Below are 17,190 nucleotides of genomic sequence, written 5' to 3'. Positions count from 1 at the left end.
AATGAAAAATTGAATAACCAGGTGATTATAAAATAAAAAACTACCCTTTATTTATTGGAAATAAAGGGTGGTGATTTCGAATTAGACAATGGCAGAACATTACCGAATATCTGCAAGTATTTTGCAAGTCAATTCTTTAAGTACAAATTTTTATTCGCCGTGCAACCAGGCCTTTTTACCAAGCAGCTGTTCTTCAGATTCTACGTGGTTTTCATCAGGGATACAACAATCCACCGGACAAACGGATGCGCACTGAGGCTCGTCATGAAAGCCTTTGCATTCAGTACACTTATCTGGCACAATGAAATAAAACTCATCCGATATAGGATCGTTTTCCCCATCAGCATCCACTTCTTTTCCCCCTGGGGTTTGAACGATGCCCGCCAAGGCAGTTTCATCTGAATAAGACCACTCCTGATCTGGCTCGTAAATAGCATTGTTTGGACACTCTGAAATACAGGCATCACAGTTAATGCACTCGTCGGTTATAATAATAGCCATAATTTCTAATTTGAAAAATTCGCACTATAAAAGTAATCTTCCTCTAAGGGGTAATTAATGATAAAAATCATGTTTCCTTGCCAATGAAGAAATTAAATTTGATCTTTAATAGTCCCTTACATTTCAAAGAGGTCTATTCCTAATTTTGATTATGATGGAAGCGAAAACCGAGAATCCACAAGAAATCCTTGAAGCCGTAATTATACGCTTTGTTGGTGATTCTGGAGATGGAATGCAGCTCACCGGAACTCAATTTTCAGATACATCGGCCATGTTTGGGAACGATGTGGCTACTTTTCCAAATTATCCTTCAGAAATAAGGGCGCCCCAGGGAAGTTTATACGGCGTATCTGGCTATCAGGTCCATATTGGGAGTGTAGAGGTAAGTACGCCAGGTGATGAGGTAGACCTCCTCATCGCCATGAATCCTGCCGGCTTAAAAACTAATTTGCACGCGGTAAAACCCGGACATACTATCATTGTAGATACTGATTCATTTACAAAGAAGAACTTGGAAAAAGCTTTGTATGAGTTGAATCCCCTGGAAGATAAAAGTCTTGAGAATTACCGGGTAATTGAAGTGGCGATGACCTCCCTTACCAAAGAAGCATTGAAAAGTGTCCAGGGTTTAGATAACAAGGCCATCACCAGGAGTAAGAATATGTTTGCCCTTGGGATGGTATATTGGATGTACCACCGGTCTACAGAACATACTATAGATTTCTTCAAAAAGAAATTCAGTCAGAAACCTGAGATCATCGAAGCCAACACCAAGGTCCTCAACGCCGGATATTACTTCGCAGAAACCCTGGAATTAATCCCCAATGCCTACACAATCTCCCCAGCTAAAATGGCCGCAGGCACCTATAGGATCATCATGGGAAACACGGCTACCGCTTGGGGTTTCCTGGCAGCCGCTGAAAAGTCAGGATTGGAATTATTTCTAGGTTCCTATCCTATTACGCCCGCATCAGACATTTTACATGAGTTGGTAAAGCATAAGCATTTTGGAGTAAAAACACTTCAGGCAGAAGATGAAATAGCCGGAATTACTTCAGCAATCGGAGCTTCCTTCGCCGGAGACCTGGCCATTACAACTACCTCAGGACCGGGCCTGGCGTTGAAAGGAGAGGCTCTTGGCCTGGCCATGATGATAGAGCTGCCTTTGGTTGTAGTTGATGTTCAGAGGGGAGGCCCCTCAACAGGTCTTCCCACAAAAACGGAACAGTCCGATCTATTACAGGCCATGTATGGCAGAAATGGGGAAAGTCCGGTTATTGTGATTGCTGCCAGTACACCAGCAAATTGCTTTAATTATGCTTATGAAGCAGCAAGACTTACGCTGGAACATATGACCCCCGTTATTTTATTAACGGATGGGTATATTGCGAATGGTTCTGCACCCTGGAAGATACAGACCGTAGATGAAATGCCTCCCATAAAAAACAAGAAATTAAAACAATTCAAGGGCGAGTATCATCCTTATGAACGCGACAAAGATTCACTAGCCAGGTTCTGGGCCGTTCCGGGAACTCCGGGAATGGAACACCGGGTAGGCGGACTTGAAAAAGACAAGTTAACCGGGAATGTGTCCTATGTACCCGAGAACCACGAATATATGACCAACATTCGCGCAGAAAAGATCCGACGCGTGCAGAATTATATTCCAGATCAGGAGACAGAATTTGCAGATTCGGGTGATTTACTTGTGGTAGGCTGGGGAGGCACATATGGCGGTCTCCACTCAGCGGTAAAGCATCTTACCGAAGAAGGGTATTCCAATATAGGTTTTTTGCATTTTCACTACCTAAACCCCATGCCGAAAAACACGGAAGCTATTTTAAAACGGTTTAAAAATATCATTGTTTGTGAATTAAATGCAGGTCAGTTGGTTAAAATTCTGAGGTCTAATTATGTCGGATTTGAATTTTTGCAATTCAATAAGATTCAGGGCTTGCCATTTGCCAACCACGAACTGATAAGTAAGTTTAAACAAATTCTATCGTAACCATGGAAGCAGCTGTACAGGAATACACATACAAAGATTTTGCCAGTGATCAGGAAGTGAGGTGGTGTCCTGGTTGTGATGATTATGTGATCCTTCGATCTGTACAAAAGGCCCTCCCAGAAATAGGGGTGAATAAGGAAAATATTGTCTTTATCTCAGGAATAGGATGTTCATCTCGCTTTCCTTACTATATGAATACCTACGGGATGCATAGTATTCATGGCAGGGCAACAGCTATTGCATCGGGAGTGAAGCTCGCAAATCCAGCACTAAGCGTTTGGGTGATTACAGGTGATGGAGATTCCATGGCCATTGGCGGTAACCACTTTATCCATGTGCTCAGAAGAAATATTAATCTAAATATTATCCTGTTCAATAATGAGATCTACGGACTCACCAAAGGACAATTCTCCCCAACCTCCCTGGTTGGTCAAAAGACAAAGTCGTCCCCATATGGAAATACTCAGCCTCCTTTCTCGGCCGGTGAACTGGCTCTGGGTGCACAGGCCCGGTTTTTCGCCCGAATAGGCGGGAATACTCCAAAAGAGATGACAGACATCTTCATTGCCTCAGAAAAGTATAAGGGCACTGCTTTGGTAGAAGTCCTGCAAAATTGTCCCATCTTCAACGATGGTTGTTATGCAAAATACACCGATAAAAATGTTCGGGAAGACAGGCAATTGTACGTTGAGCATGGAAAACCAATGATTTTTGGCAAGAACAAGGACAAGGGATTATTCCTTAAAGGACTTCGTCTGGAAGTAGCGACCATAGGCGAAAATGGTGTGGAAGAATCCGATATTCTTATTCACAATGCCAAGGAAGAGGATCCTACTTTACATCAGATGCTCGTACGCCTCGAATACCCAATGGTCACAGGTATAATACGAAGTTTTGAGGACGTTACCTTTGAGGAACGTGAAGATGCCTTAACAGTCAAAGTAAAAGCCAATACCTCTTTTAGAAAAACAGCAGATCTGTTCTTCTCAGGGGATACTTATGAAGTCCATTGATCCAAGCATATAGACACTTCTGATTAAACCAAGCCTGCAAATCCTAAAAAAGCCAGGGATAATAGTCCGGCCACCAACAAATTTATGGGTACCCCCTTCATGCCCTCTGGGATGTCCGCAAGTTCGAGATACTCCCGTATGCTTGCGAAAACTATCAGGGCCAGCCCAAAACCAATGGAGCTAGAAAAGGCGAAGAATACGGCCTTCAGTAAAGTACTATCTTCCATCCCCAAAGCAAGGATGGCGACGCCCAAAACCGCACAATTCGTAGTAATCAAGGGGAGAAATACCCCTAAAGCCTGATATAATGGAGGACTAACTTTTTTTAATATGATCTCTACCATTTGCACAAGGGCAGCAATGACCAAAATAAAAGTGATTGTACGCAAATAATACAAGCCGGCGGGTACCAGCACATATTGATGCAATAAATACGTTACAGTAGTAGCTATGGTCATCACAAACATAACCGCTCCGGACATCCCCACAGAGGTAGAGACTTTGTTTGAAACCCCAAGGAATGGGCAAATTCCCAAAAACTGGGACAATACTATGTTGTTAACAAAGACAGCGCTGATTAGGATGACGAAATATTCCATACTATGCGACTTTATGAGTTATTTTGTTAAATAGTACAGCAAGGTAAGCCAGGGCGATAAAGGCCCCAGGGGGGAGAATAAACAGGATAAATGTATTGGTATCCTCCGAGATAAATCTAAAATCGAAAATACTACCATTGCCGAGAATCTCTCGCGTAGCGCCTAAGGCCGTAAGGGCAACGACAAATCCCAATCCCATCCCTAGGGCATCAATTACCGAGGCTGCCAGATCATTTTTTGAGGCAAAGGCCTCGGCCCTTCCCAGGATCAAACAGTTCACCACGATCAGGGGAATAAAAATCCCCAATTGCTCGTACAAAAATGGGATATAGGCTTCCAATACCATTTCCACCACGGTCACAAACGAGGCAATGATTACGATGAATGCCGGGATACGAACCTTGTTCGGGATCTGTGATTTGATCAGGGAGACTACGATATTGGACATCAACAAAACAAATAAGGTGGCCAGGCCCATGCCCAGCCCATTAAAAGCCGACGAAGTTACCCCAAGGGTGGGGCACATTCCAAGCAGCATCACAAAGACCGGATTTTCTTTTATGATACCCTTTAAAAAGTTTTGTCTATAGTCTAAGGGTTTAGCCATATTTTAATTATCTGAATTCATTTCTATTTCACCATATACTAAATACACCTCATAAGCTTGCCGTGTAGCTTCAGAAAAGGCCCGTGTACTTATCGTAGCCCCGGCAAGGGCATCTACATCACCTCCATCTTTCTTTACCCTGAGGTCAAAGCTGGCAGGGTTCTTCCCTCGAAACTGCCTTAAAAACTTTTCCCCCTTCATTTTGGTGCCCAAACCCGGAGTTTCCTTTTGTTCCAAGACAGTGATGTTTTTGATTTTTCCGTCTGGCTCAAATCCTACAATAAGCTTTACCAATCCGTTGTATCCTTTCTCTGAAGACCCCGTTACCGCGGCCCCAACAAGAACACTGTCCTTAGAAGCCGGATAAAATTCAATACTGTCCATAACAGCTTCTACTTTAACTTTAAACCCATCTGCCATCGGGTTATTGTCATACAGAGGCAACACTAAATTAAGGGCCTTCATTTTTTTAGCCAGCCTCGCCCTCCCTTTTGGTTCCAGAGTAATTTCATTTACATATCCCAGGGACAGACCTGCTGTTAAGGTGATCAAGAAAAGAACAACCACCATATTCACTAATGTTGATTCTTTTTTTTTCACGATCATATGATTTTAGCTTTGATCTTTGACCCAAACCTTCTGGGTTTAAAATAGCTGTTGATAAGAGGAACAAAAGCATTCATGATCAGGATGGCAAAAGAGATCCCTTCAGGATAAGATCCCCATAAACGTATTACCACGGTTATAATTCCAATACCTATAGCAAAAACCACCATCCCCTTTTTGGTTACCGGGCTGGTCACCAAATCTGTGGCCATAAAGAATGCACCCAAGACGGCCCCACCAGAAAGCACATGAATCAGTGGATTGGCGTAAATCTCAGGGTTAATTACCCAAAAGACGCCGGTCATTACTGCTATGGTAGCTAATACTGTAATGGGAATATGCCAGGAAATCACTTTTCTAATAAGGAGAAATCCTCCGCCAACAATAAGTGCAATTGCAGATATTTCGCCTATGGAACCTGCCGTTATCCCCAAAAACATATCCGAGGTAGAGGGTATCTGTGTACTGATGACGGTCATGGTCTCTCCAAACTGAAGTCCTTCTTTAATAAGACCCAGAGTAGTAGCCCCCGTAACTGCGTCTACCAGGGTTGTATTGTTTTCGACGGCCGAAGGCCATAGAGTCATCTCCACAGGAAAAGACACGAGCAAAAATACCCTGCCCACCAGGGCCGGGTTGAATATATTGAACCCAAGTCCCCCGAAGGAAAGTTTAGCGATACCTATGGCCACTAAACTTCCCGCAACGATCATCCACACCGGTATTCCCGCAGGCAGGTTAAAAGCCAACAAGATCCCTGTGATCAAAGCAGAACCATCGGTTATGGTAACATTTGTTTTTAAAAGGTGTCTTTGGATGAGATACTCGAACAACACACAGGAAATAACCGCTACTAGGGTAGCGATCAGCGCATTGATCCCAAAGACGTATAGTGAGACGAGAAATACCGGAATCAGGGCAATGACAACATCGTACATCAGTTTTTGAGAAGTTCTATCCGAATGCACGTGAGGTGAGGCTGAAACGATAATGGTCTGACCATTCATAGCTAGGCTTTTTTAGAATGGAGTTGCTTTCCTATCGATTTACCAAATCTGATATAATCTAGTAGTGGGCGATGAGAAGGACAAACATAACTACACGAACCGCATTCTATACAGGTGAGAATATCTTCCTGAAGGGCTTTCTCATACATGCCCTTTTCGGACAAGTTCATCAATAAATGAGGTTCAAGACCCATAGGGCATACGTCAACGCATTCCCCGCATCGGATACAATTTTTTGGTTCTCCTCTACTGGCTTCATCTTCTGAAATGACCAAAATTCCCGAAGTGCCTTTGGTAACGGGCACATCAGTATTTTTTAGGGCCTTTCCCATCATGGGACCACCACTAACGATTTTTCGGGTGTCTTCCGGCACACCCCCAACCGCATCAATCAGGTTGCTGATAGGAGTTCCGATCTTAACCCAGAAGTTCGACGGATTTTGCAATTTTTTTCCGGTCACTGTGACGACCCTTTCCAATAGGGGTCTGTTGTGTTGAACAGCCTGGTAGATAGCAAAAACAGTACCTACATTGTGAACCACCACACCTACATCAAGGGGCAGTCCGTTTTTAGGGACTTCTCTTTTCAGAATTGCCCTGACCAACTGTTTTTCCCCACCTTGAGGGTATTTGACCTGTAGAGCCGCAATCTGGATCCCGGATTTTCCGTTAGTAAGTTTTTTGAATATGTCAATGGCATCTTTCTTATTGTTTTCAATTCCAATAATAGCCCTTTTCACATGCAAGGCATGCATCAGGATCCGGATACCGACCAGGATCTCTTCCGCCTTTTCGAGCATTAACCGATGGTCTGACGTCAAATATGGTTCACACTCCACCCCATTGATTATCAGGCAATCTATGCGTGTATCATTTTTGACCTGCAACTTCACATGTGATGGAAAGGTTGCCCCTCCCAGTCCAACTATACCATAGTCTGAAATGCGTTTCAGGATCTCTTCCGGTTCAATAGTGATGTCCTCCTTGAGTGGAAATTCCACTTCCTGAAAATTCGATTCATTTTTATCATCGGTTCTGATCACGATACACTGCTTCTTGTAACCTTTGGTATCCACAATCATATCCAGTTTAGTAACCGTACCGGCTAAAGGGGCATGAATATTGGATGAAACAAAACCGCCTGATTTGGCAATTACCTGCCCAATCTCTACCTTTTGCTTTACCTCTACTACTATTTCTGCAGGGATGCCAATATGCTGTGATATCGGAACATACACTACCTTAGGCGTTGGTAGCCTTTTGATGGGTGTTGACGATGTCAATTTATTCTCCGGGGGGTGTATGCCTCCTTTTGGAAATGTCTTAAGCATCGTTTTGAGGCTTTATCGATTCGACTTTAACTTTAACCCCATCATCCACTTTCTTTTCCTTCCGTGGTGGAAAATTAGTTTCGATAATGGAATGGGTTGGGCACACTGGAACACATTTTCTGCATAGTGTGCAATATGCCGGGTCGATATAGGCCAGGTTGTTCTCTATGGTAATAGCATCTTTAGGACAAACATCTAAACACTTGGAGCAGCCTATACATGCCACTGAGCAAGCTCTTTTGGCAATACCCGCCTTCTCCTCATTCAGACAACCTACAAAGATTTTAAGATCTCTTTTATGCTTAGGGTGCATTTCGATAATATCTCTGGGACAGGCGTCTACGCACATACCACATGAGGTACACTTATCAGTAATAACCACTGGTAAACCTGTCTCTTCATCCATGTACATCGCGTCAAACTTGCAGACGGCAACACAATCCCCATCTCCCAGACACCCGTATTGACAATCCGTTTCTCCACTGTAGATCAAAGCTGAAATAGCACAAGATTTAGGCCCCTGGTATTCTGAGGTCTTTGGCCGCACGTCGCAACTACCCTGGCAACGTACAACGGCAACAGTAGGATCCTGCTCTGCGACCTCTTTTCCCAAGGTTTCCGATACCAATTTCATAATATCATTCCCTCCAACGGGACAGAACAAATCGGATATATCATCAGAGCTTACTAACTTTTCAGCAAAAGACCTGCAGCCCGGAAAACCACAGCCCGCACAATTGGCAGCAGGTAAAAGTCCCTCCACCTCAGCGATCAAAGGATCTTCATAAACATAAAACTTCTTGGAAACCAAATACAGCACCAAGGCGGCAATTAACCCTAAAATGGCCAGTAAAACTGCACTGTTAAGAATTGAGTCTGCCATATCTGATTAAATTCTCAGAATCGAAATTCTGAAGGTTTTCTGAAAATAATTTTTTTGTGCGTATAAGGTTGCATAATAGGGTATAAGAACAAAGAGCGATAGAAGACCAGCCATCCACTCTGCAACAAAGAAGGAAGCGGTCAATAAGGCCGAAATCATGAGGATAAAGGGAAAAATGTACGCCCAAAAGACAGCTTTTTGACCCAAATTCTTTTTTAAGGTCACCTGCACCGGATCATTGAGCTTAAATGTACCGTTAGAATCAAAGATTTCTACTTCCTTAGAAGCAGAATCTGAAACTCCGCAAGCCCCTTTAGCGCTGCAGGATTCACAATGAACGTTCTTGTCAAGGGAAACAATGACAGATTTACCGTCTATATGCGAAACCACACCCGAATGGATAAATACACTATTTTCCTTTGGCTGTCCTTGCATGACACTTGCTATTTACCTGTACAATTGTTGTGAAATGGAATAATTGTACAGGTAAATCTAATACAATAGATCAAGTAATTTTATGATATATATCAGTCTTACAGATTACTGGTGAGATTGGTAAACTACCAACAAAAAGTCTGTCTGATGTATTCCGAATGTCTCAGAAAATACCGTGAACGTATATCGTATACCTATGAAAAAGGCATAAAAAGGGCCATAGGCCTTTGCCACTTGGAGTACTTGCAAGGGAAGCATTTATCGAATTTAACAGTGATTTAAGTCCTCATGGCAGGGTATTTGCTACCTTTAACCAAAACTAAGTGTTGCTATGAAAGCCTTTGTTAGCCTTTTTTTTATGCTAGGTTTTATTGCGATCGGAATGTCGCAAACCGATATTCCGAAAACACAGCCTTTAAAGATAGGACCAAAGCCGAACCTTGATATGAAAGCCAATCCTATCCAAAATAACGGACTTAGGATGCCATCGGTGATTGATATAAGTAAAACCCCAAACCTTAAAGACTCTCTAATGACTCCCAATATCAAAATGCTTCCAGATAGGGAATTGAGGCAAGCGGGCTATGATATGAAAATTGATCCTAAAGTTGGGGAGCGCGAAAAAGGGAATAGCAAGGAGCATTATGGTGATATGTATTTAGGTGATATTAAAACTACTTCTAAATTTGTTGGAATAGTTTGCCGAGATCATGAATATGTAGACGGAGACAGAGTAAAGATCTATGCCAACGAGGAAGTTATAGATCCTAACATATTACTTACAGGTAGCTTTAAAGGGGTAAACCTTACACTTGATAAGGGTTTTAACCGTCTGGATTTTGAAGCGTTAAACCAAGGGACCTCCGGGCCTAATACGGCTCAGGTAGATGTCTATGACGATATGGGGAAACTGATCTACTCCAACAAATGGTTGTTATCTACAGGGTCTAAAGCCTCCCTTATTATTGTAAAAGAGTAGACTATTTTCGTTTTCCAGGCTTATAGGTTTCTTCTGCCCTTTTTAAAACATCCTCTTTGTAAAATGGCACATCTTTAAATTGCACCTTGGCATAAGGCAGTGCCTGGTCATCAAAATGAGGGGACGAGGGATCACCGCTCTGCCCACCAGCAAGGATACTTTTCGCCTTTACTTTTTCTCCGAATTCTACCACCGCCACAAAACTATTTCCACGAGTACCATAAAGCTTTTTGGTATCATTGGTATATCTGGCTCCGTAGGCCGCCAAGGCACCCCACCTGCCAGAGGCAAAGCCAATTGGAATGCTTGGTTTGGAATCGTCAAAGGGTTGACGGATATCTCCGTTTAATCGCTGGTATCGGTTTACCTCGCCCCAAGGCAACTTCCAGGTTCCGAAATCAGTATTTAAATTAGTAATAACCATTGAGAATAGGCTTAGCATGGATTCATCAGAAATGTAAACACTGGGATTACTTAATGCTTCCAATTCACTTGGTCTTTTTTCCATCTTTCCAGTCATAGCCCAACGTAAGGCTGCAGTTCCATAATAATGAGCTAAAGTCATCGCCACTGATTCCTCCGATGTCTTGAAATCCCAATCTGTAAGCACTTCAATTGCTTCTTTTATTTCATTGTCCTGATTACCAGCCCTGTTTGCAGCCGAAATTAAGTCTGGAATAAGGGCTTCAAAGGCTGGCAAATAGGGGTCATATGCCAGTTTTATGAGGCTATCCAGGGTATATCCTTTTCGTTTCCTCAAAAGCTCTATCGCGTGGATCCCTCGGAAATTTTCACGATCAATAGACATATAGTTAGGATAATTCTCCTTTTTAGGACTGTGTTCCAGGGCAGCCGTATAGGGCGTAGAATTACAATTCTGTATCCAGCCATTGGGGGGATTCAGGACCAGGATATTCTCATCTACTGAGTGCAAACCTTGCCAATCTGTGTTGGGATCATTGCCTTCCACAGGCTGCGAGTAATCATAGAGCGTATCGCGCACGGGGATAAAATTCCCGTGGAAATAGGCAATGTTCCCTTCCGCATCGGCATACACCGTATTATTAGAAGAATTAGTGCGGATATCCATCATCTTCCTAAAACCTTCGTACCCTTGCTGTTTGGAACGTATATATGATTGTTCCAGGGCTTTGACAGGTTCCCACATCATGGCCGAAGCTACTACCCGTTCTCCTTCCATATGGGTAACAGGCCCGTGATGGGTACTGTATGTAGGAAAGGTCTTTTCTTTCACTTGGTCTCCGTCTTTATACTTTAATGTAATTTCAGAAACGGTCACTGGTCGTAGTTCTTCTCCGTATTGATACAACAGCTGCCCGTCCTGCTCTATCACGGTTTCAATAAATTCATCCATAACATCTGTATACGTTGAGGTATGCATCCAGCCTGTTTTTTCATTAAACCCCTGGTAGATAAAGAACTGCCCCCAGGTTACTGCCCCATAGGCATTTAAACCTTCTTCACTGACCATATGGACCTCCCCCCTAAAATAAAAGGACGTATGAGGATTAATTAAGAGCATCGCATTACCAGACTGTGTAAGTTCTCCGGAAATAGCTATCCCGTTAGATCCCTGAGGTTCAACTTCCGCTTCCTTGCGTTCTAATTCCAATTCAACGCTTTCGGTAAAAGAGATCCCCTTTTCATACATTGCCTTTAATTTGCCAGTACTGATCCGCTCAATATCACCTCCTATAGAGCCTTCACTAAAATACATGGGCATCCAGGGTTCAAACCTTGCAAATAATTTGGGTGTAACCTCCGGATGGGTATGTAAATAGTAATTTATCCCTGCAGCAAAGGCATCGCATAATTCCCGTAACCATTCAGGACTTTGTTCGTAGTTGGCGATCGCCTCTTCCTGGGTCATAAACAGCTGTGCCCTAAGGTCGCTGTAAATTGCTTCCTCTCCATCCACCTCAGCCAGGCGGCCTGTGGCCCAGATGTAGTTTTGTTCCACCCTGTTAAAATCATCTTCGCATTGCGCAAATAACAATCCGAAAACAGCATCTGCATCTGTTTTTCCATAAATATGCGGCACGCCAAAGTCATCCCTGATAATGGTTGTATTCCCGGCGTATTCTTCCCATTTCTCTAGCTCGGAAGAATTACCATTAGACTTACAGGAGACTATACATATAATCGCGAGAAAAATATAAAAGTGCCTCATAACTATGCTTTTTTTAAGAATTGAGTTTTAAGAACTATAGTGCTTTTACCTATTCTGCATTCTACCAACTGAGAATCTGAACCAAGTCGGATATTCTTGATCAGGTCACCTCTCTTTAAAGTTTTCTGCATCCCTTTCACTTTAAGATCTTTTGTTACATGTACATTGTCTCCGTCTTCGAGTATATTCCCATTGCTGTCCAAGGTTTCCATATCAATTTTTTATTGCGGAGTGAATTTACCAGTCTTCTTGATGAATTACTAATTTAGGACAAATATTTACTTCGGATATGATGTACAGAATACGCTAGATTTATGTGTAACTTGGGGGCCTTCTACTAATTTTCATTATTTTATTTATGGCTGATAAAAAAGTTAGCATCCTCAAAGCATTCAAGACCATTATTTGGCCAAGGCGCAATCTTGTTTTCATAGGTCTCATTTTAATTGTTATCAGTAAGGCTGCCAGTTTTGTGGCTCCTATGTCCTTGAAATATTTAATGGACGATATTATCCCAAATAAGGATTTACCCTTTTTAAAGCTCCTTATTGGGATCGTAATCCTTGCCATAATGGTACAGGCAATCACCTCCTTTCTATTAACGAAAATATTAAGCGTACAGGCACAGTATATGATCTCTGAACTACGCGCCCAGGTACAACATAAGATCCTTGCCCTCCCTATACGCTTCTTTGATAATACAAAATCTGGCGAATTGGTATCCAGGATCATGACCGATGTTGAAGGTGTGAGAAATCTTATAGGTACTGGTTTGGTACAATTGGTTGGAGGGACTATTACAGCTATAGTAGCCCTGATACTTTTGCTGAACATCAGCGTTACTATGACCCTTTTTACACTTATCCCTCTGGCTATATTTGCAATTGTTGCCCTTAAAGCCTTTAAGATCATTCGTCCAATTTTTCGAACCCGGGGAAAGATCAATGCGGAAGTAACGGGCCGACTTACAGAAACCTTGGGAGGCATAAGGGTCATTAAAGGTTTTAATGCAGAAGTGCAGGAACACGATGTCTTTAAAGAGGGTGTTTATCGACTTTACCAAAATGTGAAGAAAAGTTTGACAGCAACAGCCGTTATGACCAGTTCTTCTACCTTCCTGTTAGGGGTGGCCACCACTGGAATCATGGGCATAGGGGGTTACAAAATTATGAATGACCAACTTACCCTGGGGGAGTTTTTAGAATTCACCTTCTTACTCGGACTTATGGTAGCTCCCATAGTGCAAATGAGTAATATTGGCAGCCAACTAAGTGAAGCATTGGCCGGGCTGGACAGAACGGAAGAGCTGATGAATATGACGGAAGAAGAAAATCCTGAAGAGCGCACTATTACAATTGAAAAGATTAAAGGCGATATAGAATTCAAGGATGTTTCCTTTGCCTATGAGGAAGAAAAAGAAGTTCTTCATAATATTACCTTTTCCGTTCCTTCGGGCTCCGTAGTTGCGCTTGTTGGCAGCTCCGGCTCGGGAAAAAGTACCATCGCAGGTTTGGCAGCCAGTTTTTTGAATCCAGATTCGGGTGTCATCACCGTAGATGGAAACGATTTGTCCAAAGTTTCTTTAGGTAGTTATAGAAAACATCTCGGTGTGGTATTGCAAGACGATTTCCTTTTTGAAGGTACCATTCGGGAGAACATACTCTTCCCCAGGCCTAATGCCACGGAGGAACAACTATTGGAAGCAGTAAAAGCCGCTTATGTAAATGAATTTACGGATCGTTTTGAAGAAGGTTTAGATACCCTCATAGGGGAAAGAGGTATTAAACTATCTGGCGGGCAACGACAGCGAATTGCCATTGCAAGAGCAATATTGGCAGATCCACGGGTACTCATTCTAGACGAAGCTACTTCTAACCTGGATACCGAAAGTGAGGGCTTAATTCAGCAGAGTTTGGCAGCTTTGACCAAAGGCAGGACCACCTTTGTGATTGCCCATAGGCTTAGTACTATCAGAAAAGCAGACCAGATACTGGTCATTGAAGATGGTCTTATTGCAGAAACTGGCACCCATGATGAGCTTATTGCCAAAGAGGGGCGCTACTTTAACTTATTTACCTATCAGGCAAGGATTTAAGCTTTACCCCTCTGGGGCAATAGTAACTCTAAGTTCGTTCAGGTCTCCTTCCAAATTTATTTGGCAACCTAATCTACTATGTTCTTCAACATAGAACGCCTCAGAAAGCATGGCTTCTTCCTCATCAGTTTTTTCCGGCAGTTGGTGTGGCGAAGTAATATAGATCTGACAGGAAGCGCACATGGCCATTCCGCCACAAACACCAATCGTTCCCTCGGGGGCCAGCTCATATGAGCGTATAAGCTCCATCAAATTCATGTTCATGTCTGTTGGAGCGGTAACATCATGAATCTTTCCTGTCCTATCCGTAATGGTGATGCTGATATCGCTCATATACTAAACAATCGCTTTAACGACGGCTTTGGGTGCTTCTTTTGAAGAGCCATCAAAACCCTGAACACCTCCAACAGTGGTGTACTTTAATACGTACTTTTTATTAGGATGGATCCGTTGATAAGCACTATGACACATGAGGGTGGCTTCATGGAAACCACACAAGATCAATTTTAATTTACCGGGATACGTATTCACATCCCCTATTGCATAGATCCCGGGAATACAGGTCTGATAATCCAGGGTATTGTCTACCTTAATGGCATTTCTTTCAATTTCCAATCCCCAGTTGGCTATAGGTCCTAATTTAGGAGATAGACCGAAAAGAGGAATAAAGTGATCCAGATTCAGTCTGAAATCTTCAGTGCTGTCCTTGTCTATGCTTCTTCTTACCACAGCCCATTCAAGACGATCTTTCCCTCCTATTTCCACGATCTCAGCCGGAGTAATCAGTCTAACTTTTCCTTTGTCTTTAAGTGCCTGAACTTTTTCCACTGAGTCTAAGGCTCCCCGAAATTCATTTCTCCTGTGAACCAGTGTCACCTCCTTCGCTATTTCCGCCAGAAAGATGGTCCAGTCGAGCGCAGAATCGCCTCCACCGGCTAACAAAACCCGCTTCCCACAATACTTCTCAGGGTCTTTGATCATGTATTCTACCCCCTTGTCTTCAAAACCTGCAAGGTTCGCCAACAGGGGTTTTCGTGGCTCAAAACTACCTAAGCCCCCGGCAATAGCCACTACAGGGGCTTGATGCTGCGTACCGAGATTGGTGGTAACCACAAATGTCCCATCTTCTTTCTGTTCAATAGTGGTAGCCTGCTCTCCCAACGTAAAACCCGGTTGAAATGGTTTTATTTGCTCCATTAGATTGTCCACAAGCTCTCCTGCCAAGATCTCAGGGAAACCCGGAATATCATAAATGGGTTTTTTAGGATATAATTCCGCACATTGACCGCCAGGCTGCGGGAGGGTGTCAATTATATGGCATTTAAGCTGTAATAATCCCGCTTCAAAAACGGCAAATAAGCCAGTGGGACCTGCTCCTATTATGAGTATATCTGTTTTAATCATGATTGTAAATACTTAAATCAGCAAAAGGGAAGGAAGTGGAACAACATATTAATTGACCATATTAATAACCTGTTCTATTTGAGGCACATATTTCTTAATCGTCATTTCCACACCACTTTTCAAGGTCATTTGGTTTACGGTACAACCCACACAATTTCCTTCCAAACGAACCTTTACCAGGGTACCGCCTTCAATAGAAACCAGTGAAATATCACCACCATCACTTTGCAAAAACGGACGAATCTCATCCAGGGCTTTTTCAACATTAATTTTTAATTCATCAGGAGTCATTATCCTTTCTTTTTAACGGCAGCACATCCTGCCATTGTTGTTATCTTAATTGCCTCTGTAGGAGGCAAGCCTGTATTTCTACGAACAAGTTCTTGAACGGTATTCCTGGTGATCTGTTCAAAGGAAGCTTCAATAGGAGTTGATGATTGAAGCGCCGCAGGTCTTCCTGCATCACTGGCTTCCCTAATACTTTGAACCAAGGGTAACTCGCCTAAAAATGGAACTTCCATATCCTCGGCCAAATGCTTAGCCCCTTCTTTCCCAAAAATATAATATCTGTGATCCGGAAGTTCAGCAGGGGTAAAGTAGGCCATATTTTCAACGATCCCGAGAACAGGCACATTTATAGCTTCTTGTTGGAACATGGCAACCCCTTTTCTCGCATCCGCCAGGGCAATTTCCTGGGGGGTGCTTACCACAACCGCACCAGTCACAGGTAATGCCTGCATAATACTAAGGTGAATGTCTCCTGTACCGGGAGGAAGGTCTATCAAAAGAAAATCGAGTTCTCCCCAATGTGCGTCAAAGATCATTTGATTTAATGCCTTGGCTGCCATAGGACCACGCCAAATAACCGCCTGATTTGGCTGGGTAAAAAAGCCAATAGACAAGATCTTTACCCCATAGTTCTCTATAGGTTTCATTTTAGATTTTCCGTCTACTTCAACCGCTAGCGGTTTTTGGTTGGCAACATCAAACATGATCGGGATAGACGGCCCATAGATATCTGCATCCAGGATCCCTACCTTAAAGCCCATTTTAGCCAGGGTTATTGCAAGATTTGCCGTTACTGTAGACTTCCCCACACCCCCCTTACCAGATGCGACCGCAATGATATTTTGAATACCTGGAATCGCCTTCCCTTTGATCTCGTTCACTTTGGGTTGGGCAGGCGCCTCTACCGTTAAATTCACGGTTATTTTGGCCTTTTCATAAACTTGTCTGTGAATAGTCTGTAAGATTGAAACCTCCGTTTTCTTGCGAGCCTGAAGGCTGGGGTTCTTAATAATAATGTCTACCACTACCTCATCTCCAAAGATCTGAATATTCTTTACAGCGCCACTTTCTACCATATTCTGGCCTTCTCCCGGCACCGATATGGTCTGCAAGGCTTTTAATATTTCATTTTTATCTAATTTCATCTTGGTAAGAGCAGTGTTTAATGTAAAATGATTCTAAACAACAAAGATAGTGCTTAGCCCCGAGAATTGGAAAGAACTAAATGGAAATGACTTATGGG

At 42.8% G+C, this 17,190-nt stretch carries 18 protein-coding genes; 4 read left to right on the top strand and 14 right to left on the bottom strand.

What is annotated here, in order from left to right; translation table 11 throughout:
- Positions 1 to 150: 150 nt before the first annotated feature.
- On the bottom strand, positions 151 to 501 hold the full coding sequence (locus tag WBM49_RS11570; protein ID WP_424372210.1) for a 4Fe-4S dicluster domain-containing protein: 351 nt from the start codon (positions 499 to 501) through the stop codon (positions 151 to 153).
- 151 nt (positions 502 to 652) lie between these two features.
- Here WBM49_RS11570 and WBM49_RS11565 point away from each other — a divergent pair, with 151 nt between their 5' ends.
- Together WBM49_RS11565 and WBM49_RS11560 are read left to right on the top strand one after the other, a co-directional pair.
- On the top strand, positions 653 to 2,509 hold the full coding sequence (locus WBM49_RS11565) for a 2-oxoacid:acceptor oxidoreductase subunit alpha (protein ID WP_424372209.1): 1,857 nt from the start codon (positions 653 to 655) through the stop codon (positions 2,507 to 2,509).
- A gap of 2 nt (positions 2,510 to 2,511) precedes the next feature.
- Positions 2,512 to 3,522 carry a 2-oxoacid:ferredoxin oxidoreductase subunit beta gene (locus WBM49_RS11560; RefSeq protein ID WP_424372208.1) on the top strand — a complete coding sequence of 337 codons (1,011 nt, stop codon included), beginning with the start codon at positions 2,512 to 2,514 and terminating at the stop codon, positions 3,520 to 3,522.
- A gap of 23 nt (positions 3,523 to 3,545) precedes the next feature.
- On the opposite strand, the gene WBM49_RS11555 is transcribed toward WBM49_RS11560, so the two are convergent.
- From WBM49_RS11555 to WBM49_RS11525, 7 genes are read right to left on the bottom strand one after another with little or no spacing between them, the layout of a single operon-like run.
- Positions 3,546 to 4,121 (bottom strand): electron transport complex protein RnfA, encoded by a 576-nt coding sequence (locus tag WBM49_RS11555; RefSeq protein WP_424372207.1) that lies wholly within the window; start codon positions 4,119 to 4,121, stop codon positions 3,546 to 3,548.
- A 1-nt stretch (position 4,122) separates the two neighbouring features.
- Entirely contained in the window at positions 4,123 to 4,728 is a 606-nt protein-coding gene (locus WBM49_RS11550) for an RnfABCDGE type electron transport complex subunit E (protein WP_424372206.1), read from the bottom strand.
- Positions 4,729 to 4,731: 3 nt separating this feature from the next.
- Positions 4,732 to 5,328: an RnfABCDGE type electron transport complex subunit G gene (locus tag WBM49_RS11545; protein WP_424372205.1), complete on the bottom strand. Its 597-nt coding sequence runs from the start codon at positions 5,326 to 5,328 to the stop codon at positions 4,732 to 4,734.
- A 2-nt stretch (positions 5,329 to 5,330) separates the two neighbouring features.
- The gene (locus WBM49_RS11540; RefSeq protein ID WP_424372204.1) at positions 5,331 to 6,341 is read right to left on the bottom strand and encodes an RnfABCDGE type electron transport complex subunit D; all 1,011 of its coding nucleotides are present in this window, start codon (positions 6,339 to 6,341) and stop codon (positions 5,331 to 5,333) included.
- Between the two features lie 2 nt (positions 6,342 to 6,343).
- Positions 6,344 to 7,672 (bottom strand): electron transport complex subunit RsxC, encoded by a 1,329-nt coding sequence (gene rsxC / locus WBM49_RS11535; protein ID WP_424372203.1) that lies wholly within the window; start codon positions 7,670 to 7,672, stop codon positions 6,344 to 6,346.
- The gene (locus WBM49_RS11530; RefSeq protein WP_424372202.1) at positions 7,665 to 8,555 is read right to left on the bottom strand and encodes a Fe-S cluster domain-containing protein; all 891 of its coding nucleotides are present in this window, start codon (positions 8,553 to 8,555) and stop codon (positions 7,665 to 7,667) included. The genes rsxC and WBM49_RS11530 overlap by 8 nt, the downstream gene beginning before the upstream one ends.
- Before the next feature lie 6 nt (positions 8,556 to 8,561).
- A complete protein-coding gene (locus tag WBM49_RS11525; protein ID WP_424372201.1) occupies positions 8,562 to 8,990 on the bottom strand; it encodes a SoxR reducing system RseC family protein in 429 nt (142 codons plus the stop codon).
- Between the two features lie 331 nt (positions 8,991 to 9,321).
- On the opposite strand from WBM49_RS11525, the gene WBM49_RS11520 reads away from it, so the two are divergent.
- Positions 9,322 to 9,969, top strand: coding sequence for a hypothetical protein (locus tag WBM49_RS11520; RefSeq protein ID WP_424372200.1), 648 nt, complete (start codon positions 9,322 to 9,324; stop codon positions 9,967 to 9,969).
- A 1-nt stretch (position 9,970) separates the two neighbouring features.
- Here WBM49_RS11520 and WBM49_RS11515 read toward each other — a convergent pair whose 3' ends face one another.
- Positions 9,971 to 12,160 carry an acylase gene (locus WBM49_RS11515; protein ID WP_424372199.1) on the bottom strand — a complete coding sequence of 730 codons (2,190 nt, stop codon included), beginning with the start codon at positions 12,158 to 12,160 and terminating at the stop codon, positions 9,971 to 9,973.
- A 2-nt stretch (positions 12,161 to 12,162) separates the two neighbouring features.
- Entirely contained in the window at positions 12,163 to 12,372 is a 210-nt protein-coding gene (locus WBM49_RS11510; RefSeq protein WP_424372198.1) for a PhnA domain-containing protein, read from the bottom strand.
- A gap of 146 nt (positions 12,373 to 12,518) precedes the next feature.
- On the opposite strand from WBM49_RS11510, the gene WBM49_RS11505 reads away from it, so the two are divergent.
- Positions 12,519 to 14,255, top strand: coding sequence for an ABC transporter ATP-binding protein (locus WBM49_RS11505; protein WP_424372197.1), 1,737 nt, complete (start codon positions 12,519 to 12,521; stop codon positions 14,253 to 14,255).
- A gap of 3 nt (positions 14,256 to 14,258) precedes the next feature.
- On the opposite strand, the gene WBM49_RS11500 is transcribed toward WBM49_RS11505, so the two are convergent.
- Genes WBM49_RS11500 through WBM49_RS11485 form a run of 4 tightly spaced genes read right to left on the bottom strand, consistent with a single transcriptional unit; the run spans position 14,259 to position 17,092 of the window.
- Positions 14,259 to 14,588 carry a ferredoxin gene (locus WBM49_RS11500; RefSeq protein WP_424372196.1) on the bottom strand — a complete coding sequence of 110 codons (330 nt, stop codon included), beginning with the start codon at positions 14,586 to 14,588 and terminating at the stop codon, positions 14,259 to 14,261.
- Positions 14,589 to 14,591: 3 nt separating this feature from the next.
- Positions 14,592 to 15,659, bottom strand: a complete 1,068-nt coding sequence (locus WBM49_RS11495) for an NAD(P)/FAD-dependent oxidoreductase (RefSeq protein ID WP_424372195.1) — start codon at positions 15,657 to 15,659, stop codon at positions 14,592 to 14,594.
- Between the two features lie 48 nt (positions 15,660 to 15,707).
- Complete coding sequence (locus WBM49_RS11490) at positions 15,708 to 15,950, bottom strand: NifU family protein (RefSeq protein WP_424372194.1); 243 nt, start codon at positions 15,948 to 15,950, stop codon at positions 15,708 to 15,710.
- Positions 15,950 to 17,092: a P-loop NTPase gene (locus tag WBM49_RS11485; protein ID WP_424372193.1), complete on the bottom strand. Its 1,143-nt coding sequence runs from the start codon at positions 17,090 to 17,092 to the stop codon at positions 15,950 to 15,952. Before WBM49_RS11485 ends, WBM49_RS11490 begins: the two co-directional genes overlap by 1 nt.
- Between the last annotated feature and the right edge of the window lie 98 nt (positions 17,093 to 17,190).

The organism is Muriicola sp. (assembly GCF_049669965.1).
Classification (GTDB): domain Bacteria; phylum Bacteroidota; class Bacteroidia; order Flavobacteriales; family Flavobacteriaceae; genus Muriicola.
The sequence above is the reverse complement of the archived record's forward strand: the minus strand, read 5'-3'. Positions and strand labels throughout refer to the sequence as shown.